The sequence below is a fragment of the Streptomyces mesophilus genome (genome assembly GCF_040300965.1).
Lineage (GTDB): Bacteria > Actinomycetota > Actinomycetes > Streptomycetales > Streptomycetaceae > Streptomyces > Streptomyces mesophilus_A.
In genome coordinates this window covers 1-21,012 of the sequence record NZ_JBEPEW010000044.1, presented here as the reverse complement: position 1 = coordinate 21,012, position 21,012 = coordinate 1, and the positions used below count along the sequence as shown (strand labels likewise).

Genomic DNA, 21,012 nt, shown 5'->3' with positions numbered 1-21,012 from the left:
TGCGAAAGCGCTTGCTAACTCGCTTTCCTGCCACGGCAGTTGAGGTCCGGCTGCCCACACGACGACACCGCGGAGGCCCCACCATGAACGCGCCTCACCCTCGCCCGACCACCGACTCGCCCCTCTTCCTCCCCTCCCGACGCTCCGTGCTCGGCGGCGCCGCCGCGGCCGCCCTGGCCGTGACGGCCGGCGCCGGTACGGCGCAGGCGGCCCCGAAGAGCACCTGGCCGACGGAGTTCCCGCTCCCGAACGGCTGGCTGCCCGAAGGCATCGCCATCGGCCGCGGCCCGTACGCCTATACGGGCTCGCGCGCCAACGGCGCGATCCACCGCACCGACCTGCGCACGGGCAAGGGGAAGATCCTCTTCCCCGGAGGCACCGGCCTGATCTCCGTCGGCCTGAAGGTGAGCGGGGACGGACTCCTGTACGTGGCCGGGAACACCGGTGTCGCGCGCGTGCACCACGCCCGCACCGGCGAGCTCCTGGTCACCCACCGACTGTCCGAAGCGAGCGGCCACTTCATCAACGACGTGACGCTCCTCGGCGACCGCGCCTGGTTCACCGACTCGCGCGCTGCGTTCCTGTACGGCGTACCGCAAGGCGGGCGCACCGGCGGGATCCGCACCCTGCCGCTGACCGGCGACTGGGTGCAGCTGCCCGACGTCAACAACGCCAACGGGATCGTCGGCACACCCGACGGCCGCGGACTGATCGTGGTGAAGAGCACGCCGGGCGAGCTGTACCGCGTCGACCCCGGGACGGGGCACGCCACGAAGATCGCACTGGTCGGCCAGGACACGGTGCTCAACGGCGACGGCCTGTGGCGCATCGGCCGCACCTTGTACGTGGTGCAGAACCGGCTCAACCTGATCAGCGTCTGGGACCTCGACGAGCGGGTCACCACGGCCACCCTGCGCAGGACGATCACGGACCCGCGCTTCGACGTGCCCACGACCGCCGCCCGCTTCGGCGAGCGGCTCTACCTGGTCAACGCGCGCTTCACGACACCGCCGACGCCCGAGACCACGTACAACGCGGTCGCGGTCTCCCTCTGACATCGGGGCACGGGCGGCACACAGGCGGCACCCGGGAGTCACGTCCGCGCACCGGCGTGACGCCCTCGCGACAGCCGCCCCCTGGTTCAGATCCTGGGGGCGGCCACAGCGGCCACACAGGCCCCCGGCGACCTTCCGGCAACCGATCCCGGTAGCCCACAGGCGTACGCCGCCGGGCCGATGCCCGGCCGCCCGACGCCTGCCTATGATCACGCCATGAGAGCCACCCCGCCGGACGGCCCCGCGTGAGCGGCACCCCGTCGCCGCCCCCTGCCGTACGGTCCCGGCGCGAGGTGGCCGTCGGGGCGCTCGCCTGGGGCGCAGGGGTCGCCTACCCCGTACTCCTCTACATCGCCGCGCTCAACGAACCCGAGCTGACCGGCGCACGCCTGCTCCCCTCCGCACTGCTCGCGGTCCTTGTCGTACCGCTGCTGCGGCGCCGGCCGGAGCCCGCGCTCCTGCTGCTCGTCGTCGGCTCGTTCGCGGCGACGGTGTTCGCGCAGGCACATGCCGGATCGCCGTTCCGCGACCAGCAGCAGGGCTGGCAGATCGCCTATCTGCAAGCCCTGTTCACCGATCTGGCGGTGGGCTTCATCGCCGCGACCCGTCCGCGGCGGTCGGCTGTAGTGGCGGGTGTGCTCGCGCTGGCCGCCCAGATCGCGGCGGTCCCGTACTACCGCTCGGGCGCGGACATCACGGTGAGCACCGTGCTCACCCTCACGCTCGCACTGGCCACGGCCTGGCTGATCGGCTACTCGGTCGCCGAGCGCGGCGAGCACGCCCGTGCCCTGCGCGAGCAGGCCGCGGCGCAGGCGGTCACCGCCGAACGGCTGCGGATCGCACGGGAGTTGCACGACATGGTGGCGCACAGCATCGGCATCATCGCGATCCAGGCGGGGGTGGGCCGCCGGGTCATCGACACCCAGCCGGCCGAGGCCCGCAACGCCCTGGGGGCGATCGAGTCCACCAGCCGCGAGACGCTCTCGGGCCTGCGCCGGATGCTGGGCGCCCTGCGCCGGTCGGAGGGCGCCCCGCTGGATCCGGCTCCCGCGCTCGCCGATCTGGACCGGCTCGTCACGGCCGCGCAGGACGCGGGCGTGCGGGTGGATCTGCGGCGCGTCGGCGAACAGCGGGTGCTGGCGCCGGAGTTGGAGCTCTCGGCGTACCGGATCGTCCAGGAGGCCGTCACCAATGTCGTACGGCATGCGGAAGTGTCCGCCTGCGAGGTGACCGTCGACTTCGCCGCCGAGGCCCTCACCGTGACCGTCACCGACGAGGGGCGGGGCGCGAAGCTCGGCGGCGACGGGTACGGGCTCGTGGGGATGCGGGAGCGGGTCACACTCCTGCACGGCACGTTCGAGGCGGGGCCACGCGCCGAGGGCGGATTCCGGGTGCTGGCCCGGCTGCCGATTCCGGCGGAGGAACGATGAACACGTACGCGTGGATCGCCCGCCGGAGGAACGAGGACAGACGTGGCAGCCGTACGCGTGGATCTCATCGCGGAGGACCGATGACAGCCGCGCGTGTCCATCTCCCCGCGGAGGACCGATGACAGCCGCATACGTCCATCTCCCCCTGGAGTACCGATGACAGCCGTACGCGTGCTCCTCGCCGACGACCAGCCGCTGGTCCGCAGCGGGTTGCGGGTCCTGATCGCCGACGCCCCGGACATCGAGGTGGTCGGCGAGGCGGGCACGGGCGCGGAGGCGGTTCGGCTGGCCGGGGAGCTGCGGCCCGACGTCGTCGTCATGGACATCCGGATGCCGGGCATGGACGGGATCGAGGCGACGGGCCGTATCACCGCCGCGCACCCGGCCACGCGCGTCCTGATGCTCACGACGTTCGACGAGGACGAGTACGTCTACGGTTCGCTGCGGGCGGGCGCGTCCGGCTTCCTGGTCAAGGACATGGCGCTCGACGACATCCTCAGCGCGGTCCGTGTGGTCGCGGGCGGTGACGGGCTGATCGCACCGAGCGTCACGGGGCGGCTGATCGCGGAGTTCGCCGCGCGGCCGGAACAGGCCCGACCGCAGCGCGAGTTGGCGGGCGTCACCGGGCGGGAGCGCGAGGTGCTCGTCCTGGTCGGGCGCGGCCTGTCCAACGCCGAGATCGCCGCCGAGCTGTTCATCAGCGTGGCGACGGCCAAGGCCCATGTGGCCCGGCTCCTGGCGAAGCTGTCGGCACGCGACCGCGTCCAGCTGGTGATCATCGCGTACGAGACGGGTCTTGTGTCGCCGTCGGGGTGAGCGGGCGGAGGGCGTCGGGGCCGCGCGGGTTCGAGGGCAAGCTCAGGAGCCGCACTCGGGCCGCGCGGGTTCGACGGCAGGCTCAAGAGCCGCTCTCGGGCCGCTCGGCGTCCCCGCTCGAGCCCGCATGCCGTTGCCGCGCGGCCAGTTCCTGCATGGCGGCGAGGTGCTCGCTCATGTCCAGGCGGGTGGTGGCCGCCGCGTACAGCGCGGCGCCGATCACCGCGAGCGGCAGGGCGAGGGCGATGAGGAGCACGGGCAGACCGAGCGCGGCACCGTAGTCGCAGAGCTCGCTCGCGCTGTCGCGGTCGGCGAAGCCCGGCGCGTCGCACCGGGAGTACCCGGAATCCGTCGGCAGAACGAGCAGGGCGCCCGCCCAGATCCACAGCGCCGCCGCCACGAGCAGCACGCCGAGCCCACGACCCCGGTGCTTTTGGGCCTTGGTGCGGAACTTCAGGTCGTACGCGACATCGGCATCCATCATGATCTCTCCCGTGAACGGCTACCCAGCACGATGCCCGGGGCGGGTGCTTCGGTTCCCGAGCACCTCACGCCGCCCGACGGCCCCAGGCGGTGCCCGCAAGAACCAGTGCCGCGCCCACGAACCCGAGCGCACCCAGCCGTTCACCGCCAAGCGCGATGCCCACCGCCGCGGCCCACAGGGGCTCGGTGCCGAGGAGGAGGCTGACGCGGGACGGGGAGGTCTTGCGGACGGCCCACATCTGGACGAAGAACGCGAAGAGCGTGCAGAAGACCGAGAGGAAGACCAGGCCGGCCCATTCGGCCGGTCCGAAGTCCGCTGCCGCGGACCAGGGCGAGTCGCCCGTTCCGGCGGCGGCGAGCAGGGCGAAAAGCAGCACCGCCGTGCCGAGCTGGACGGTCGTCAGGGAAAGGGAATCGGCATCCTGGACCGCTCGGATCCGGGCCATCGCCAGGACATGGACGGTGCGGGCGAGGGCCGCGAGCAGGATCAGGAAGTCGCCGAGCGAGGGCGAGGTGAAACCGCCGCCCTGCGTGAGCAGGACGACGCCGAGGACGGAGAGCCCCGCGGCGGCGAGGAACGAGCGGGACGGGGTCCGCCGGTTGAGGGCCGCTTCGGCGAGCGGCGTGAAGATCATGGTGAGGCTGATGATCAGGCCCGCGTTCGTCGCCGACGTATGGACGACGCCGTACGTCTCCAGGAGGAAGATCCCGCCGAGGATCAGCCCGAGGACACCGGCTCCTTGCACCTGAGCCGGCCGCAGCGCGCGCAGCCGGCGCCATCCGGCCACGACGAGCACCGGCAGGACGAGCGCGAAGCGCAGGACCAGGACCGCGATGACGGTGTGGCTCGTCGTGATGCCCTTGGCCGCGAGATAGCTGGCGCCCCAGACGACGGCGACGAGCAGCACGGGCAGATCGGTGAGCCAGGCGCGGCGGGGCGCGCGGACGGCGGGCGCGGTGAGCGTCGACAAGAGCGGGTCTCCAACGATCCGGAGGGTGTGGAGACTTCGGCGGCTCTCACCTGGGCGCGCCCACGGTAGCCGTGCGTGATCGTCCCCGGTAGAGGGGTCTCACAGGGCGGTCGGTCAGAGGGGCGGCGGACCGTCGCGGCCCTCGGACTAGGTGTCCGATCCCCGCCAGCGTCCAAGCCGTCCGCGAGATGAACTTGAACACGTAACCACTTCGGAAGACGTGTGAAGGAGAAGGCTCATGGACGGCAAGGTGGCTCTGGTGACCGGTGGCAGCCGCGGGATCGGCGCGGCGATCGCGCTGGCCCTCGCGCAGGAAGGCGCCGATGTCGCGATCACCTATGTGCACGGTGAGGAGGCCGCCCGCGAGGTGGTCGCCAAGATCGAGGCGACCGGGCGGCGCGGGGTCACGCTGCGGGCCGACGCGGCGGATCCGGCGGCGGCGGTCGGCGCCGTCGAGCGGACGGTCGCCGCGCTCGGACGCCTGGATGTCCTCGTCAACAACGTGGGCATCGGTGCGCTCGGCCCGCTGGCGGACTTCTCGGCCGAGACGGTGGACCAGGTGATGGACGTCAACGTCCGCTCGGTGTTCCTCACGTCGCAGGCCGCCGCCGTACGGCTCGGCCACGGCGGCCGGATCATCACCATCGGCAGCTGCATGGCCCAGCGGGTGCCGGGGCCCGGCGGGACGCTCTACGCGATGAGCAAGGCCGCGCTGACCGGGCTCACCAAGGCCTTGGCGAGGGAGTTGGGCGGGCGCGGGATCACCGCGAACATCGTGCACCCGGGTCCGATCGACACGGACATGAACCCGGCCGCCGGGCCGTACGCGCAGCCGCAGGCCGCGATGACGGCGCTCGGGCGGTTCGGGACGTCGGGTGAAGTCGCCGCCATGGTGCGGTACTTGGCGAGCGAGGAGGCGTCCTACGTGACCGGCACCGAACTGTCCGTGGACGGCGGACACGCGGCCTGACGGCCGAGTGGGCTCTGCTCGGCGTGACGACTGTCCGGGCCGTTCCGCCCGGCCTGGAGTCGCCGCTGCTCGGCGTCGTCGGCCCGCGTCGCGGTCCTGTGGACCTCGACGAACCGGCCGACGACGTCGAGCAGTTCGTCCCGGGCGGCCAGGCCCTCCGCCCCGGGCCGGTCGAGGGCCTGGCGGAGGGCGGCCTGGAGCGCCTCGCGCGGGGCGGGCCAAGGGCCGTTGCTCAGGCGCGCCCCCGCACCGGCGAGCTCGAGGAGGTGCTGGATCGGGTCCCGTCGGGCTGCGTCCGCGCTGTGTGCGCCGGCCCTCTCCAAAGCGCCGAGGGCCCGTTCGTACAGGGAGGCGGGGAGCACCATCTCCACCGTGGCCGCGTCGACTCGGTCGGCCACGAACCGCAGGGAGCCGTTGGACGAGGACCCTTGCCTGTTCCTGCGCCCGAGCACCTCGGCCAGGGTCTCGCGCACCCGGTCCGCTTCACAGGCCGGGATGCTCACGATGACCGCCCTGGTGCCGCGGGCCAACGCCAGTTCCGCGGCGGCCTGTTCGGCGGACGGGCCGTCCGGATCGGCGTCCTGCGGACAGAAGTCGATCACCTCGAACCCGAGGCCGTCCACGAGGGCCCCGGGCTCGACGAATCCCGCTCGTACGAAGCCCAAGTCCCCGAGCGCCAGGTCGATGTCGGCGAGGATCAGGGCGTCCCCCTCGGCCAGTACGTTGCAGCTCAGCGGCCGGTCACCGCCGGGGACCGCGATGTCGACCGCCCAGGGCCGGCCGGCGCGCAACCGGGCGCCATAGCGCTGCAGTGCCATACCTGTCCGCCTCCTGAGGTGTCACGCGAGTGTGCCGCGTACGCGATGCAGATAGCTGAAGTCGTGCTCCTGGCGCCGGGACCGCACCGGACGGATCTCACGGGTGGCGACATTGAGGGCGAAACCGCCGACGGTGCCGAGGAGCCAACCGAGGTCGGGCAGGAGCAGCGCGCCGCCGGCCGCGGCGGCCAGGGCGACCGTGGCCGTGACCGAGCGGTGGACCCAGACGGTGCGGCCGGCGCGTACCGCCGACTGGTAGTCCGCGGTGGCCTGTTCGAGTTCCACCCGCAGTTGGGCGAAGACGTCCGCGGGGTGTTCGTAGTCGCGCCGCAGTTCGCCCAGCATCCGGTGCACGGCCCGCATGAGCCGCAGACGTTCGTCCCGGTACTTCTCGCGGAAGGCGAGGACCTCGGTGGTGGGGGTGCCGGGCGCGGGCACCGGCAGAAGTCCGCCGAGTTCCATCTCCCAGGCCAGGGTCCGCGCACGGGCCACGGGACGCAGAGCCATCCGCTGAGCGGTACGGCTGTCGGTGTACGGGAAGAAGGCGCGGTCGCCACGGCGTGCGGAGATCTCGCGTGCGGTGATCGAGAGGATCAGCTCCTGCACCTCCCTGGCCACGGCGAACCGCCGGTCGTCGCCCGGGATCGGGACGGCGAGGCCGTGCCCCGTCAGGTACCGCTCGACCCAGCCACTTGCCTTCGTCCGGTAGAGGATGCCGTCGGGCGGATCGGTGGGGACCGGGGTCCGTGGGCGGGCGGCCATGGCCGCCAGTTCCTGGCGGAGGACGGACGCGTGGTCGCCGCCGGATGAGGTGACGCGGCCGTCGTACGGCGAGGTCAGGTCGCTCAACAGCCGACGCTCGACGACGGTGAGCGGGGTGTAGAGCCCTCGCTCCTCCAGCTCCCGCAGCTCCGGGCCCACCGCCGCCGCACGGATCTCCGGATCCGCCGGCACCACCGAGGCGATCCCGTCCCAGTACAGCAGCGACTGGTGGACGACCTCCGTCGGCGGGTTGACCAACGGGTAGTAGAGCAGGACGGCCACCGCGGTCCCCCAAGTGCGCACCGACAACCGGCGATCAACGCTAGCGGGGAAGGAACGCGGCGTGTCCCCGTATCCCCAAATGGGTTACGGAGGCACGCAGATGACGCCGCTGGAGCAGCGGCGGAAAAGATGAGGCGCACCGGGGCTGTCCTCCCGGTGCGCCTCAAGTGTCACGAGGCGGGGATCAGCCGCCCAGCTCCTGGTGGCGGGCCGCCAGCTTCGCCGTGCCGTCCTCGGTCAGGGAGCCGAAGAGGCGCAGGCGCGAGAAGCCGCCGTCGGGGTAGATGTCGATGCGGACCTGCGAGCCGACCACCGGGGTGTCGAGGAAGAACCGGTGGCAGGTGTCGGGCTGCAGGCGGGTGCGCGGCAGGAACTCCTGCCACTCGGCGTCCGCGGAGGAGCGCACCGAAAGCGCGGCCCAGCCGGCCGAGTTGCCCTTGAGGTACGCGGTGTCGATCTCGACCGCGCGGATCGAGGACTCGGCGACGAGCTGGTAGTTGATCCAGTCGTTGCCGTTGTCGCGGCGGCGGGCGGTCTCCCAGCCGTCGTCCATCTTGCGGGAGCGGCCCGGGTTGATGGTGTTGACGGGCGAGGAGTAGAAGCGGTTGGAGGCGTCGAGGACCTGGCCGCCGTTCTCCAGGGCGACCACGTCGAACGAACCGAGCGAGCCGAGCCAGCGGGGGTCCGGCACGACCTCGCCGTGCACGCGCAGGCGGGCGATGCCGCCGTCGGGATGCTGGTTGACGCGCAGGTGCGTGAAGCGCTGCTCGGTGGTGACCTCGAAGCCGTTGGCCGCGTGGCCGCCGACGGCCGTACGGGGAACGATGGTCGTCCACTTGACGTCGTCGGCGAGGAGCTCCGCCGGCGTGGGAGCGAGCGCGCCCTGCCAGTTGGCGGCCTCGACGGAGACGGCCTGCGGCATGTTGCCGCGGAAGTGGGCGGTGTCCACGACGATGCCGCGGATCACGCCGGGGGCGCCCAGGCGCACGAGCGCCCAGTCGTGGTCCTCGGCGGTCGGCCAGGGCTGCTCGGCCGAGACGCCGCGGCGGCGGCGGGTCTCCCAGCCGTCCATGACCTTGCCCTTGTGGCCGAAGTGCTCGGGGTCGAACTCGGCGGCCTCGGGCACGAGCAGGTTCTCGCGCATCGCGAAGAACTCGTCGTTGGCGGCGATGACACCGGCGCCGAGGGTGCGGTCGGCGAGGTTGGCGTACTGCGTGAACGGGAAGTCCGCGGTGCGGTAGTCGGCCCAGGGGTCGCCGCCGCCGTACGGGTTCGCGTTACCGGTGAACGAAGGTATGCCAGTCTTTTCAGACGCCACGGTGTCAGTTGTTCCTTTCGAGAAGGCGGCCGGCGGGCTCGGTGAACTCGCCGTCCGCGTAGATGCGTGTCCCGCGCAGCCAGGTCGACTTCACGACACCGCTGAGGGTCTTGCCCGCGTACGCGGTGACCTTGTTGCGGTGCTGCAGCTCGGCCGCGTCGACCGTGAAGGTCTCCTCCGGCGCGAGGATCGCGAAGTCCGCGTCGCGGCCCGCCTCGATGGCGCCCTTCTGGTCGAGACCGACCAGGGCGGAGGTGCGCGCGGACATCCAGCGCACCACGTCGTCGAGGGTGTGACCGCGCTTCTTGGCCTCGGTCCAGATGGCCGCGAGGCTCAGCTGGAGACCGGAGATCCCGCCCCAGGCGGTGGCGAAGTCATCGGTCTTGAGGTCGGCGGTGGACGGCGAGTGGTCGGTGACGATGCAGTCGATGGTGCCGTCGGCGAGCGCCTGCCACAGGAGGTCCTGGTTGGCGCCTTCGCGGATCGGCGGGCAGCACTTGAACTCGCTGGCGCCGTCGGGGACTTCCTCGGCGGTCAGCGTGAGGTAGTGCGGGCAGGTCTCGACGGTCAGCTGCACACCCTCGGCCTTGGCGGCGGCGATGAGCGGCAGGGCGTCGGACGAGGAGAGGTGCAGGATGTGGACACGGGCGTTCAGGCGCTTCGCCGTGTCGATCAGACCCTTGATGGCCACGTCCTCGGAGATTCGGGGCCGGGTCTGCAGGTAGTCGTGGTACTTCGGGCCGCTCAGGTGCGGCGCCGAGTCCAGCTCTCCCGGGTCCTCGGCGTGCACGATGAGCAGGCCGCCGAACCCGGCGATCTCGCCCATGGAGGCGGCGAGCTGCTCACCGTCGAGGTGCGGGAACTCGTCGACGCCGGACGGGGACAGGAAGCACTTGAAGCCGTAGACCCCGGCGTCGTGCAGCGGCTTGAGGTCCTGGACGTTGTCCGGGAGAGCGCCGCCCCAGAAGCCGACGTCGATATGCGCCTTGGCGCGGGCGACGTCCTGCTTCGTACGGAGGTTGTCCGTCGTGGTCGTCGGCGGAAGGGAGTTGAGCGGCATGTCCACGAGCGTGGTGATGCCGCCGGCCGCGGCCGCGCGGGTGGCCGTGTAGAAGCCCTCCCACTCGGTACGGCCCGGGTCGTTCACGTGGACATGGGTGTCGACGATGCCGGGGAGGACGACATGGTCCCCGAAGTCCTCGAGCCGGGCGCCGGCCGGCACCTCGGCGTCATGGGCAGCGACAGCGACGATCTTCCCGCCGGAGACGGAGACCGAAGCGGCCCTCGTCCCTTCCGGGGTGACCACTCTGGTCGAGCGCACCACCAGTTCCACGTCGGACACCCTCACCCTCACTTCCGTAGACGCTTCCGTAGTCGCTTCCGCAGAGCGGAATTCAACGGTCTGTTGAACGGAGTCTCGCCCCGGGACTGCGACCCGTCAACCCCCTCCCCGCAGGGCGGAAGAGGAGCCGCAGGCCAATTGGATGTTTCCATAGAGCGGAAACTGAATTTCAGACTACAGAATGGATCATGGCACAATCAAGAGAGGCCAAGGTCGTAGGAAGGCATCGCCCGCAGCCGGACAAACAGGTGCTGACCGGCCCGGACAGCACCCCATGCGCTACCCGTCGGCCGCAGCCCGGGCGATAGGCTTCTCTTTCCTGCCTGTACGAAAGGACCGCGCTGTGCCGACGTCCAACGCCAGCACCACCGACTCCAAGGCCACCGCAGCAACCGGCGGTGTCCAGTCCCTCGAGCGCGCCTTCGATCTGCTCGAGCGGATGGCGGACGCGGGCGGAGAAGTCGGCCTCAGCGAACTCTCCGCCACCAGCGGACTGCCGCTGCCGACCATCCACCGCCTGATGCGCACCCTGGTGGCCTGCGGCTACGTCCGCCAGCAGACCAACCGCCGCTACTCGCTCGGCCCCCGCCTGATCCGCCTCGGCGAATCGGCCTCCCGCCTGCTCGGCACCTGGGCGCGCCCGTATCTCGCGCGCCTGGTCGAGGAGACCGGCGAGACCGCGAACATGGCACTGCTCGACGGCGACGAGATCGTGTACGTGGCGCAGGTGCCGTCCAAGCACTCGATGCGCATGTTCACCGAGGTCGGCCGGCGGGTCCTGCCGCACTCGACCGGTGTGGGCAAGGCGCTGCTCGCGCACACGCCCGCCGAAGAGGTACGGGCCCTGCTCGCGCGCACCGGCATGCCGGCCGCGACCGAGAAGACGCTCACCACCCCGGACGCCTTCCTCGACGCGCTCGAAGAGGTGCGCCGTACGGGATACGCGGTGGACGACAACGAGCAGGAGATCGGGGTCCGCTGCCTGGCGGTCTCGGTGCCCAACTCCCCCACCGCGGCGGCCATTTCCATCTCCGGACCCGCGGGCCGCGTGACCGAGGCCGCGACCGACCGGATCGTGCCGATCCTGCAGCAGGTGGCGGCGGAGCTCTCCGTGGCGCTGGCCAACACCAACGGTTCCTGAACCGCACTTTCCCTGAGGGGGTACGCCGACTCGGCGTACCCCCTCAGGCATGCCTGGGGCCGCACGCACCCCACGCCCCCGACTTGATAGGCAAGCAACGACTTGCCTATGGTGGCGGTCATGTCGGAGGATGTTTTCAAGGCCCTGGCCGACCCCACGCGTCGGACCATCCTTGACGAGCTGGCGGAACGGGACGGCCAGAGCCTGTTCGAGATCTGTTCGCGCCTGGCCATGAAGCACGAGCTCGCGCTCACCCGCCAGGCGGTCAGCCAGCACCTGGCCGTACTGGAAACGGCGGGTCTGGTCGTCTCACGACGCGAAGGCCGCTACAAGTTCCACGACCTCAACACACAGCCCCTCGAGCAGATCGTCACGCGATGGCTCAGGCCCCACCCCCCGGAGAGCACCCCATGAAGATCCACATCACCAGCGTCTTCGTCGACGACCAGGCCAAGGCCGAGCGCTTCTACGTCGACAAGCTGGGCTTCGTGAAGAAGCACGACATCCCGCTGGGCGAGGACCGCTGGCTCACCCTGGTCTCCCCGGAGGCGCCCGAGGGCACCGAGCTGCTGCTCGAGCCGGGCAAGCACCCCGCCGTGCCGCCGTACAAGACCGCCCTGGTCGCGGACGGGATCCCGGTCGCGCAGTTCCTGGTCGACGACGTGCACGCCGAGTACAAGCGGCTGCGCGACCTGGGTGTGACGTTCACGCAGGAGCCGGCCGAGATGGGCACGGTCACCACCGCGGTCCTGGACGACACCTGCGGCAACCTGATCCAGATCATCCAGATGAACTGAGCCGGTCCACCGCGTCCCGTACCGACGCGAGCGCGGCGGCAAGGGCGCTCACCGAACCGATCGCCCCGGCGACCAGGAGCAGCGAGCGGCGCAGCCGGGCGGGCTCGGGTGCGCCGCCGAGCGCCATCGCGTGCAACGCCGCGAGTTCGTCCTCGGCGATGCCCCGGTCGGGGAACTCCGCCGGATGTCCAGCCAGTTCACGGCGCAGCCTGGACACGGCACCGAGCAGCTCGCTCACCCGTGGATCCTCGCCGCTGTCCGTCACCGGCCGCCTCTGCCCCACGCTTTGCAACACAGTTGATCCCCCGTCGCACGTCATTGTGCGGTTTCGTACGTTCTTGTCTTATCCGGCGTCCGGGTGGTGGTCAGCCACTCGGGACGCCGGACAGTAAACGCCACTTGGTGCACCGGGCGCCACCGCGGTGACGTGATTCAGTTCGTGGGCTGGGCGTCGAGTGCGTTGCGCCACAGGGTGACGTCCAGGGTGACGTAGTCACTCGGGTCGGACTGCGGCGAGCTCCCCTTGTACGTGACGAGCCCGATGTGTCCGGACGAGGTCCGCACGCAGATACGGGAGCCCTTGGAGAGGCGGTCGAAGGTGACCACCTCCGCGTAGCGCGTCTCCTCACGGCAGGTCTCCAGCGTTCCGTCCTGCGCGTTGTTGAGCAGGATCAGCTTGTTGCCCGAGTACTCGCCGATCTCCAGGGCCCTCTTGCTGTCCTCCTCGTCGTACTCGAGGTCGGCTTCGCCGTCGTCGAGCTTGACGGGCTTCAGATCGTCGTCGGAGAAGTACAGCTCATAGCCGAACGGGACCTCGATGTCCTTGTAGGGCACGGGCTGCGGGTCCGGGACGGCCTTGCCGCCGCCGTCGGAGCTCTCCTGCGCCGAGGGCGTGCCCGAGGCCGACGGCTCGTCGCTCGTCGGGGCGGCCGAGGGCGTCGACTGCTTGTCGCCGTCCGACGCCTGCTGCTTCTTGCCGTCGTCATCCTTGTTCAGCGCGAGGTAGGCACCCCCCGCACCGCCGAGCACCGCGACGAGAACGGCGGCGATCGCGAGGGGCAGGATCCGGCGCTTCTTCTTCGGCGGAGCCTGGGAGGCAGCCGCACCCGGCCCCTGGTACGTCACCGGCGGGGGCGTCGAGTGATACGCCGCCGGGCCCGGCTCGCGCAGCGCCGCCGTGTCGTACGCGTTGGGCCCGAACCCCGGCGGCGGGGTGGCCGGTGCGGCCCCCTGGGTCGGCGGCGGCGTCGGGGCCTGGGCGGCCGGCGGCTGCTGATGCTGGGCGATCGGCTGCTGCGCGGCCGGCTGGTGAGGCGGGGCCGCAGGCGCGGCGGCCGGCGGCTGGGCCGGGGTGTTCGGCTGGTATGCGGGCGGCTGGGCCGGAGCCTGGGCCGGCGGGGCGGGAGCGACCGCGGGCGGCGGCGTCTGCACCGGGGCCGGTGCCGCCGCGCGCTGGGTGATGTCCGCCGCGACCGCCGTCGGCAGCCAGTCCTCCGGGCGCCGCAGGACCGTCTCCGCGTTGGCCGCCTGGCACAGCGCGATGACCTCCATCACGGAGGGCCGGGCCGCCGGGTCCTTGGCCAGGCAGCGCGTCACCAGCTCCCGCAGGTCCTCGGGGAGTTCGGCCAGGTCCGGCTCCTCGTGCACGATGCGGTACAGCACACCGTGCGAGGTGCCCTCACCGAAGGCGGGCTTCCCGATCGCGGCGTACGCGGCGACCTGGCCGAGCGCGAACACATCGGTCGCCGGCGTGCACGGCCGCCCCGCCGCCTGCTCGGGCGCCATGAACGAAGGCGTGCCGATGGTGACCCCGCTGCCCGTGAGCGAGGTGGCGTCCGCGGCGCGCGCGATCCCGAAGTCGATGACGCGGGGCCCGTCGGCGGCGAGCAGCACATTGGACGGCTTGAGGTCCCGGTGCACGATCCCGGCGCCGTGGATCACATGGAGCGCCTCCGCGATCCCCGCCACGAGCAGCAGCACCGTCTCCACGGGCAGCTTCCCGTGCTCCACGACCGCCGCGGACAGGGCGGGCCCGGGCACGTACGCCGTGGCGAGCCAGGGATGGTTGCCCTCGGCGTCGCTGTCGATGACCGGTGCGGTGTAGAGGCCCTGCACGCGCTGGGCCGACTGCACCTCCTGGCGGAAGCGGCGGCGGAACTCGGCGTCCTCGCTCAGCTCCGGCCTGATCACCTTGATGGCGACCGGCCGGCCGCCCGGCGTATAGGAGAGGTAGACCTTGCCCATGCCGCCCGCGCCGAGCTTCGCACTGATCCGGTAGCCGGCGACGGCCTGCGGGTCGTCGCCCTCCAGCGGCTTGAACACGCCATTGGTGTTGTGACTGCTCATCAACTCTGGTTCCCCACCGTGCACTTGCTCCCACCCGAGACGTCCGGAACCCTATCGGAACCGGGCGGCCCGCAGACCATGCTGTATGTCTTCGGTATGGCACATACACGTAACAACGACCCGGTCGTCGGGCTGCTCCTCGCCGCGGGCGGAGGACGCAGGCTCGGCGGGCGGCCCAAGGCCCTGCTCACGCATCGCGGGCGGCCGCTGGTGGAGCACGCGGTCGGGGTGCTGCGGGGCGGCGGCGTCGAGCGGGTGCACGTGGTGCTCGGGGCACAGGCCGACGCCGTACGGGAGCGGGCCGAGCTGTCCGGCTGCGTCCTGGTCGACAACCCCGAGTGGGCCGGCGGCATGGGCTCCTCGCTGCGGGCCGGCCTTGCCTCGCTCGCGGGTACGGACGCGCGGGCCGTCCTCGTATCGCTGGTGGATCAGCCCGGGATCGGGGCACAGGCGGTGGCGAGGGTCGTGGCCGCGTACGAGGATGAAGGTTCGCTGGTGACTGCGGCCTACGACGGGGTACGCGGACATCCCACGCTCTTCGGGCGCTCGCACTGGACGGACATCGCGGCCGGTGCGACCGGCGACCAGGGAGCGCGGGCGTATCTGAAGGCCCATGCGGGCGAGATCACCACGGTCGAGTGCGGCGATGTGGCGCAGCCGTACGACATCGACACCGAGGCGGATCTGGAGCGCCTCGAACCGTAGGCGACAGCGGGTGATCGCGGGAAGTGACCGCGGTGGCACTCAGCGCCATGGTCGCTCGACCCGGAGAATCTCGATATCAACAAACCATTGAACTTCCACCATGAGGAAACTACTATCCACTGGTCAGAAGCGCCCCGCCCCGTACATCCGGCGGCCGGCGGCCCCAGGACCCGATACAGGACCTGACGGCACTCAGTGCCGTGCACGGCTCCCCCGCTGAAGGAAGTGACAGCTCATGTCCGCACCAGCGCCGTCCCCGCTGGCCATCGTCGACGCCGAGCCCCTGCCCCGGCAGGAAGAGGTCCTCACGGATGCGGCCCTCGCCTTTGTGGCCGAGCTGCACCGCCTGTTCACGCCCCGGCGTGACGAGCTCCTCGCCCGCCGCGGAGAGCGCCGCGCCGAGATCGCCCGCACCTCCACCCTCGACTTCCTGCCCGAGACCGCGCACATCCGCGCCGACGACTCGTGGAAGGTCGCCCCCGCTCCGGCCGCCCTGAACGACCGCCGTGTCGAGATCACCGGTCCGACCGACCGCAAGATGACCATCAACGCCCTGAACTCGGGCGCCAAGGTCTGGCTCGCGGACTTCGAGGACGCCTCGGCGCCGACCTGGGAGAACGTGGTCCTGGGCCAGGTCAACCTGATGGACGCGTACAACCGCAGCATCGACTTCACCGACGCGAAGTCCGGCAAGTCGTACGCGCTCAAGGACGCCGACCAGCTCGCCACCGTCGTGATGCGTCCGCGTGGCTGGCACCTCGACGAGCGCCACCTGGTGGACGAGGCGGGCAAGCCCGTCCCCGGCGCCTTCGTCGACTTCGGCCTGTACTTCTTCCACAACGCCAAGCGCCTCATCGAGCTCGGCAAGGGCCCGTACTTCTACCTGCCGAAGACCGAGTCGCACCTCGAAGCGCGCCTGTGGAACGAGATCTTCGTCTTCGCCCAGGACTACGTCGGCATCCCGCAGGGCACCGTCCGCGCCACCGTCCTCATCGAGACGATCACGGCCGCGTACGAGATGGAGGAGATCCTCTACGAGCTGCGCGATCACGCCTCGGGTCTGAACGCGGGACGCTGGGACTACCTGTTCTCGATCGTCAAGAACTTCCGTGACGGCGGCGAGAAGTTCGTGCTGCCGGACCGCAACCTGGTCACGATGACGGCGCCGTTCATGCGCGCGTACACCGAGCTGCTCGTGCGCACCTGCCACAAGCGCGGTGCGCACGCCATCGGCGGCATGGCCGCGTTCATCCCCTCGCGCCGTGACGCCGAGGTCAACAAGGTCGCGTTCGAGAAGGTCCGCGCCGACAAGGACCGCGAGGCCGGCGACGGCTTCGACGGCTCGTGGGTCGCGCACCCCGACCTGGTGCCGATCGCCATGGAGTCCTTCGACAAGGTCCTGGGCGACAAGCCCAACCAGAAGGACCGCCTTCGCGAGGACGTCGCGGTGGCGCCCGGCGACCTGATCGCCATCGACTCGCTCGACGCGAAGCCCACGTTCGGCGGTCTGCAGAACGCCGTCCAGGTCGGCATCCGCTACATCGAGGCCTGGCTGCGCGGCCTCGGCGCCGTCGCGATCTTCAACCTCATGGAGGACGCGGCCACCGCCGAGATCTCCCGCTCGCAGATCTGGCAGTGGATCAACGCCGGGGTCGTCTTCGAGGACGGCAGGACCGCCACGGCCGAGCTGGCCCGTGAGGTCGCCGCCGAGGAGCTGGCGAACATCAAGGCCGAGATCGGCGAGGAGGCCTTCGCGGCCGGCCACTGGCAGCAGGCCCACGATCTGCTGCTCCAGGTCTCCCTGGACGCCGACTACGCGGACTTCCTGACGCTGCCGGCGTACGAGCAGCTCAAGGGCTGAGCTGACCGAGTTCCCTGTCCGAGTGGCCCCGGGGTTCCCCGGGGCCACTCGGCGTTCTCCCGGGCCGTTCGGCGTCCTCCCCGGGCCCGTTCTCCCCGGCTACTCCACGTGCGCGGACCAGTCCCGTTCCGCCGCCGGCTTCCCGTGCAGGTTCGGGACCTGCTTCAGCCAGTCCGGGCGGCCCTGCTGAGTCCGGGCCGCGCGGCGCTCGTCCGCCACCGCCAGCTCGTCGCGCGAGGGAAAGTCCGTCGGGAGCCATGACGCTGAACTCCTGGCCCGCGCAAGGAGATACGTGACGTACGCATCCCGTACGTCGGACGGGCCGGTGAACCCGGGCTCCTCGGCCAGCCACGCGTCAGGGACGAGCGCGACCACCTCACGAAGGAGCTCCTCGGTCACACGCGGCGCGAGCTCCGCATCCGCCGCCCGCATGTCCGGCCCGTAGCCGCCCAGCGCATGGTGCTTGAAGTCGTACGCCTTGTCGGGCGCCGCCCCGTCCCACCGGTGGTGGAAGACCAGGGCCGCGCCGTGGTCGATCAGCCACAGCTTCGCCGGTGCGGTCCCGGACGTCGGCCAGACCATCAGATTCGAACTGTGCACCGTCCGGTCTACGTTGACGGTGAGCGCGTCCAGCCAGACGATCCGGCCGGCCTCCACCGGGTCGACCGGGAAGTCCGCGGCCACCTCGGGCGTGAAGTCGGCCGCGCCCGGCAGGAAGTCCATGCCCAGGTTGAGTCCGGGGCTGGCCCGCAGCAGGTCCTGTACCTCCTGGTGCGGCTCGTCCGCGGCGATCGCCGGGTCGAAGTGCGCCAGCACCAGCTCCGGGAACCGCAGACCGAGCCGCCGCGCCAGCTCCCCCACCACGATCTCGGCGACGAGCGCCTTGACGCCCTGCGCGGACCCGGTGAACTTCAGGACGTACGTCCCCAGATCGTCGGCCTCGACGACGCCGGGGACAGAGCCTCCGGTGTGCAGGGGGTTGAGGTAGCGGGTGGCGGTGACTTGTCGGAGCACAGCGGCAACTGTAGCCGCGCGCATCCTCAGCGGCCGAGCGCTTTTGCCAGCGCTCCGTCCCCGCTGACCTCGGCCTTCCCCGTCCGGACGGCCTCCAGGAGCGTGCTGCCGCGGCGGGCGAGGGCGTCGGCCACGTCCAGGCTCAGGACGAGCCGGGCGTCGGGCTCGCCCGGGTACGGCCCGTCCCCGTACACCGGCTCTCCCGCGTCCACCCGTACATGGAACCGGCCCTCGTCGAGCAGGACATCCACCACCCCGGCCTCGCCGAGGACCGAGAGCTCCCGCAGCAGCGGCAGGGCCAGCCAGTGCGCCCGCACCGCGTCGGTGGGCCGGCGCCCGGTCAGCTCGGGGGCGCCCCATTCGCCCAGGGCCTGGAGGACCGGGAGCAAGTCCTTTCCCCTGGGCGTCAGTTCATAGACGTACGAGGAGGAGGGGGCCGGCAGTTTGCGGCGCAGGGCGAGGCCGGTCTGCTCCATGTCCTTGAGGCGCGTGGCGAGCATGTCCGTGCTGACGCCGGGGAGGTCGGCGTGCAGATCGGTGTAGCGGCGCGGTCCCGCCAGGAGTTCGCGGACGATCAGGAGCGTCCAGCGGTCCCCGACCACGTCGAGGGCGCGGGCGGTGGCGCAGTACTGGTCGTAGCTTCGACGGCGTGACGTGGGCCTGCTCATGAGCCACAGCATACGTAAGTTGTTGGACTTTCCAAGCGGGAGCTTGGTAAAACCAAGTGACACGAGAGTCGCCTGGTGACGCAAGGGTCGCCCGGTCCGCTTGGAGGGCACGCGCATGGAGTTCCGGCAGTCGAGCAAGCTGAGCGAGGTCTGCTACGAGATCCGCGGCCCGGTCATCGAGCACGCCAACGCGCTCGAGGAGGCGGGCCACAGCGTGCTGCGCCTGAACACCGGCAACCCTGCCCTCTTCGGGTTCGAGGCCCCGGAGGAGATCGTCCAGGACATGATCCGGATGCTGCCGCAGGCCCATGGCTACACGGATTCCCGCGGCATCCTGTCCGCCCGGCGCGCGGTCGCCCAGCGCTATCAGACCCTGGGCCTGGAGGTCGACGTCGACGACGTGTTCCTCGGCAACGGTGTCTCCGAGCTGGTGTCCATGGCGGTCCAGGCGCTGATCGAGGACGGCGACGAAATCCTCATCCCCGCGCCCGACTTCCCGCTCTGGACCGCCGTCACCACCTTGTCCGGCGGCAAGGCGGTGCACTATCTGTGCGACGAGCAGTCGGACTGGTACCCGGACCTGGCCGACATGGAGTCGAAGATCACGGACCGCACCCGGGCCATGGTGATCATCAACCCCAACAACCCCACGGGCGCGGTCTATCCGAAGGAGATCGTCGAGGGCATGCTCGACCTCGCCCGCCGGCACAGCCTGATGGTCTTCGCCGACGAGATCTACGACCAGATCCTCTACGACGACGCCGTCCACCACTCGGCCGCCGCGCTCGCCCCCGATCTGGTCGTGCTGACCTTCTGCGGCCTCTCCAAGACGTACCGCGTGGCGGGCTTCCGCTCCGGCTGGCTGGTGATCACCGGTCCGAAGCAGCACGCCAAGGACTACCTGGAGGGCCTGACCATGCTGGCCTCCATGCGCCTGTGCCCCAACGCCCCTGCCCAGTACGCGATCCAGGCCGCGCTCGGCGGCAGGCAGTCGATCCATGAGCTGACCGCGCCCGGCGGCCGGCTTCACGAACAGCGCAATGTGGTCTGGGAGAAGCTCAACGAGATCCCGGGCGTGAGCTGTGTGAAGCCCAAGGGCGCCCTGTACGCGTTCCCGCGGATCGACCCCAAGGTGCATCCCATCGTGGACGACGAGAAGTTCGTGCTCGATCTGCTGCTCCGCGAGAAGATCCAGGTGGTCCAGGGCACGGGCTTCAACTGGCCGCGCCCCGACCACTTCCGCATCCTGACGCTCCCCTACGCTGATGATCTCGACGCCGCGATCAGCCGGATCGGGCGGTTCCTGAGCGGATACCGGCAGTAGTGAACTCCTGCACCACCTGCGGCTTTCCCAGTCATACGCAGTTCGCCTCGCCCGACTTGGTGCAGGCGATCGCGACCGGGGAGCTCCCCGCGGCCGAGGACCCCGCGTGGCGTGAGTCGGGGGCGGCAGACGTCGAGGACTATGCGCGGTGGTGCGGGCATCTGTGCGGGGCCACCTGTCTGCGGATGGCGCTGGGCGCCGGGGCACCGTCGCTGTTCGAACTGCGGGACGGCGCCGTCAAGTTCGGGGCGTACACCGTGGACGGCGAGGGCGGGATCCGCGGCATGATCTACGCCCCCGCGGTGGATTTCGTACGTGAGGTGTACGGCGTCGAGGCCGACGTGCACCGTTCGCTGACCGTCGAGGAGATCGGCGGGCTGCTCGACGCGGGCCGGGTGGTGATCGCCTCCGTGCACTATGCGATCCGCAGGCCCCACGAACCCTCCCCCGGCCGCGGCGGTCACCTGGTGCTGGTCACCGCGCGGACAGGGGACGGCCGAGGGTTCCACTTCCACAATCCGTCGGGGACGGATGCGGCCACGCGGATGGCGCAGCTGCCGGTGGAGCGGTTCGGGGACTACTTCGCCGGGCGCGGGATGTCCCTGAGGGCGCCTTCGGCTCCGGTCACGGGAGCTTGAGCTCCGCCGGTCACGGGAGTTTGAGCTCCTCCGGTCACGGGAGCTTGAGCTCCATCCCCGGCTGGATCATGTCGGGGTCGGCGCCGATCGTCTGCTTGTTGAGCTCGTAGAGCTCCCGCCAGCGGCCCATGTCGCCCAGCTCGTGCTCGGCGATGGCGGAGAGCGAGTCCCCCGACTTCACCGTGTACGTGCGGGTGCTCTGTCTTTGCGGCGCGTGCTCGCCGCCGGCGGGCCCGGCCGGTGCCGCGGCCTACGGTGCCGCCTGCGGGGC

22 protein-coding genes are annotated in these 21,012 nt (G+C 71.0%); 11 read left to right on the top strand and 11 right to left on the bottom strand.

The window, feature by feature from the left end; translation table 11 throughout:
- The first annotated feature begins 83 nt into the window (after positions 1-83).
- The 3 genes from ABT367_RS17760 to ABT367_RS17750 all read left to right on the top strand — a co-directional run bounded on the left by ABT367_RS17760 (position 84) and on the right by ABT367_RS17750 (position 3,301).
- Positions 84-1,055 carry an SMP-30/gluconolactonase/LRE family protein gene (locus tag ABT367_RS17760; RefSeq protein WP_352254023.1) on the top strand — a complete coding sequence of 324 codons (972 nt, stop codon included), beginning with the start codon at positions 84-86 and terminating at the stop codon, positions 1,053-1,055.
- Between the two features lie 245 nt (positions 1,056-1,300).
- Complete coding sequence (locus tag ABT367_RS17755) at positions 1,301-2,485, top strand: sensor histidine kinase (RefSeq protein WP_352254022.1); 1,185 nt, start codon at positions 1,301-1,303, stop codon at positions 2,483-2,485.
- Between the two features lie 156 nt (positions 2,486-2,641).
- A complete protein-coding gene (locus ABT367_RS17750; RefSeq protein WP_352254021.1) occupies positions 2,642-3,301 on the top strand; it encodes a response regulator transcription factor in 660 nt (219 codons plus the stop codon).
- 82 nt (positions 3,302-3,383) lie between these two features.
- Here ABT367_RS17750 and ABT367_RS17745 read toward each other — a convergent pair whose 3' ends face one another.
- Both ABT367_RS17745 and ABT367_RS17740 read right to left on the bottom strand, forming a co-directional pair.
- Positions 3,384-3,785 carry a hypothetical protein gene (locus ABT367_RS17745; protein WP_352254020.1) on the bottom strand — a complete coding sequence of 134 codons (402 nt, stop codon included), beginning with the start codon at positions 3,783-3,785 and terminating at the stop codon, positions 3,384-3,386.
- A 64-nt stretch (positions 3,786-3,849) separates the two neighbouring features.
- Positions 3,850-4,755, bottom strand: coding sequence for a DMT family transporter (locus ABT367_RS17740; protein ID WP_352254019.1), 906 nt, complete (start codon positions 4,753-4,755; stop codon positions 3,850-3,852).
- 238 nt (positions 4,756-4,993) lie between these two features.
- On the opposite strand from ABT367_RS17740, the gene ABT367_RS17735 reads away from it, so the two are divergent.
- Positions 4,994-5,725, top strand: coding sequence for an SDR family NAD(P)-dependent oxidoreductase (locus ABT367_RS17735; RefSeq protein ID WP_352254018.1), 732 nt, complete (start codon positions 4,994-4,996; stop codon positions 5,723-5,725).
- On the opposite strand, the gene ABT367_RS17730 is transcribed toward ABT367_RS17735, so the two are convergent.
- The 4 genes from ABT367_RS17730 to allB all read right to left on the bottom strand — a co-directional run bounded on the left by ABT367_RS17730 (position 5,677) and on the right by allB (position 10,247).
- Positions 5,677-6,543: a hypothetical protein gene (locus tag ABT367_RS17730; protein WP_352254017.1), complete on the bottom strand. Its 867-nt coding sequence runs from the start codon at positions 6,541-6,543 to the stop codon at positions 5,677-5,679. The two genes, ABT367_RS17735 and ABT367_RS17730, sit on opposite strands and share 49 nt — an antisense overlap.
- 21 nt (positions 6,544-6,564) lie before the next feature.
- Positions 6,565-7,614 carry a hypothetical protein gene (locus tag ABT367_RS17725; protein ID WP_352254016.1) on the bottom strand — a complete coding sequence of 350 codons (1,050 nt, stop codon included), beginning with the start codon at positions 7,612-7,614 and terminating at the stop codon, positions 6,565-6,567.
- Between the two features lie 157 nt (positions 7,615-7,771).
- Entirely contained in the window at positions 7,772-8,905 is a 1,134-nt protein-coding gene (gene alc, locus ABT367_RS17720) for an allantoicase (RefSeq protein WP_352254015.1), read from the bottom strand.
- A gap of 4 nt (positions 8,906-8,909) precedes the next feature.
- Positions 8,910-10,247: an allantoinase AllB gene (allB, locus tag ABT367_RS17715; protein WP_352254014.1), complete on the bottom strand. Its 1,338-nt coding sequence runs from the start codon at positions 10,245-10,247 to the stop codon at positions 8,910-8,912.
- A 343-nt stretch (positions 10,248-10,590) separates the two neighbouring features.
- On the opposite strand from allB, the gene ABT367_RS17710 reads away from it, so the two are divergent.
- From ABT367_RS17710 to ABT367_RS17700, 3 genes are all read left to right on the top strand, one after another.
- Entirely contained in the window at positions 10,591-11,388 is a 798-nt protein-coding gene (locus ABT367_RS17710; RefSeq protein WP_352254013.1) for an IclR family transcriptional regulator, read from the top strand.
- Between the two features lie 120 nt (positions 11,389-11,508).
- Positions 11,509-11,802 carry an ArsR/SmtB family transcription factor gene (locus tag ABT367_RS17705; protein ID WP_352254012.1) on the top strand — a complete coding sequence of 98 codons (294 nt, stop codon included), beginning with the start codon at positions 11,509-11,511 and terminating at the stop codon, positions 11,800-11,802.
- Positions 11,799-12,185, top strand: a complete 387-nt coding sequence (locus tag ABT367_RS17700; protein ID WP_165333531.1) for a VOC family protein — start codon at positions 11,799-11,801, stop codon at positions 12,183-12,185. The genes ABT367_RS17705 and ABT367_RS17700 overlap by 4 nt, the downstream gene beginning before the upstream one ends.
- Here the strand turns inward: ABT367_RS17700 and ABT367_RS17695 are convergent.
- Positions 12,169-12,480: a DUF5955 family protein gene (locus ABT367_RS17695; protein ID WP_352254011.1), complete on the bottom strand. Its 312-nt coding sequence runs from the start codon at positions 12,478-12,480 to the stop codon at positions 12,169-12,171. The genes ABT367_RS17700 and ABT367_RS17695 overlap by 17 nt on opposite strands.
- Positions 12,481-12,617: 137 nt before the next feature.
- Positions 12,618-14,531, bottom strand: a complete 1,914-nt coding sequence (locus ABT367_RS17690; protein WP_352254010.1) for a protein kinase domain-containing protein — start codon at positions 14,529-14,531, stop codon at positions 12,618-12,620.
- A gap of 96 nt (positions 14,532-14,627) precedes the next feature.
- Between ABT367_RS17690 and ABT367_RS17685 the strand changes: the two genes are divergently transcribed.
- Complete coding sequence (locus ABT367_RS17685; RefSeq protein ID WP_352254009.1) at positions 14,628-15,236, top strand: nucleotidyltransferase family protein; 609 nt, start codon at positions 14,628-14,630, stop codon at positions 15,234-15,236.
- Positions 15,237-15,471: 235 nt separating this feature from the next.
- A complete protein-coding gene (aceB, locus tag ABT367_RS17680) occupies positions 15,472-17,097 on the top strand; it encodes a malate synthase A (protein WP_352254008.1) in 1,626 nt (541 codons plus the stop codon).
- Positions 17,098-17,196: 99 nt separating this feature from the next.
- Here the strand turns inward: aceB and ABT367_RS17675 are convergent, their stop codons facing one another.
- Together ABT367_RS17675 and ABT367_RS17670 are read right to left on the bottom strand one after the other, a co-directional pair.
- Positions 17,197-18,111, bottom strand: a complete 915-nt coding sequence (locus ABT367_RS17675) for a HipA family kinase (protein WP_352254007.1) — start codon at positions 18,109-18,111, stop codon at positions 17,197-17,199.
- A 26-nt stretch (positions 18,112-18,137) separates the two neighbouring features.
- A complete protein-coding gene (locus ABT367_RS17670) occupies positions 18,138-18,779 on the bottom strand; it encodes a winged helix-turn-helix transcriptional regulator (protein ID WP_352254006.1) in 642 nt (213 codons plus the stop codon).
- Positions 18,780-18,894: 115 nt separating this feature from the next.
- Between ABT367_RS17670 and ABT367_RS17665 the strand changes: the two genes are divergently transcribed.
- On the top strand, positions 18,895-20,103 hold the full coding sequence (locus ABT367_RS17665) for a pyridoxal phosphate-dependent aminotransferase (protein ID WP_352254005.1): 1,209 nt from the start codon (positions 18,895-18,897) through the stop codon (positions 20,101-20,103).
- The gene (locus tag ABT367_RS17660; protein ID WP_352254004.1) at positions 20,103-20,741 is read left to right on the top strand and encodes a peptidase; all 639 of its coding nucleotides are present in this window, start codon (positions 20,103-20,105) and stop codon (positions 20,739-20,741) included. The genes ABT367_RS17665 and ABT367_RS17660 overlap by 1 nt, the downstream gene beginning before the upstream one ends.
- Positions 20,742-20,775: 34 nt before the next feature.
- Here ABT367_RS17660 and ABT367_RS17655 read toward each other — a convergent pair whose 3' ends face one another.
- Positions 20,776-20,922: a LysM peptidoglycan-binding domain-containing protein gene (locus ABT367_RS17655; protein ID WP_352254003.1), complete on the bottom strand. Its 147-nt coding sequence runs from the start codon at positions 20,920-20,922 to the stop codon at positions 20,776-20,778.
- Between the last annotated feature and the right edge of the window lie 90 nt (positions 20,923-21,012).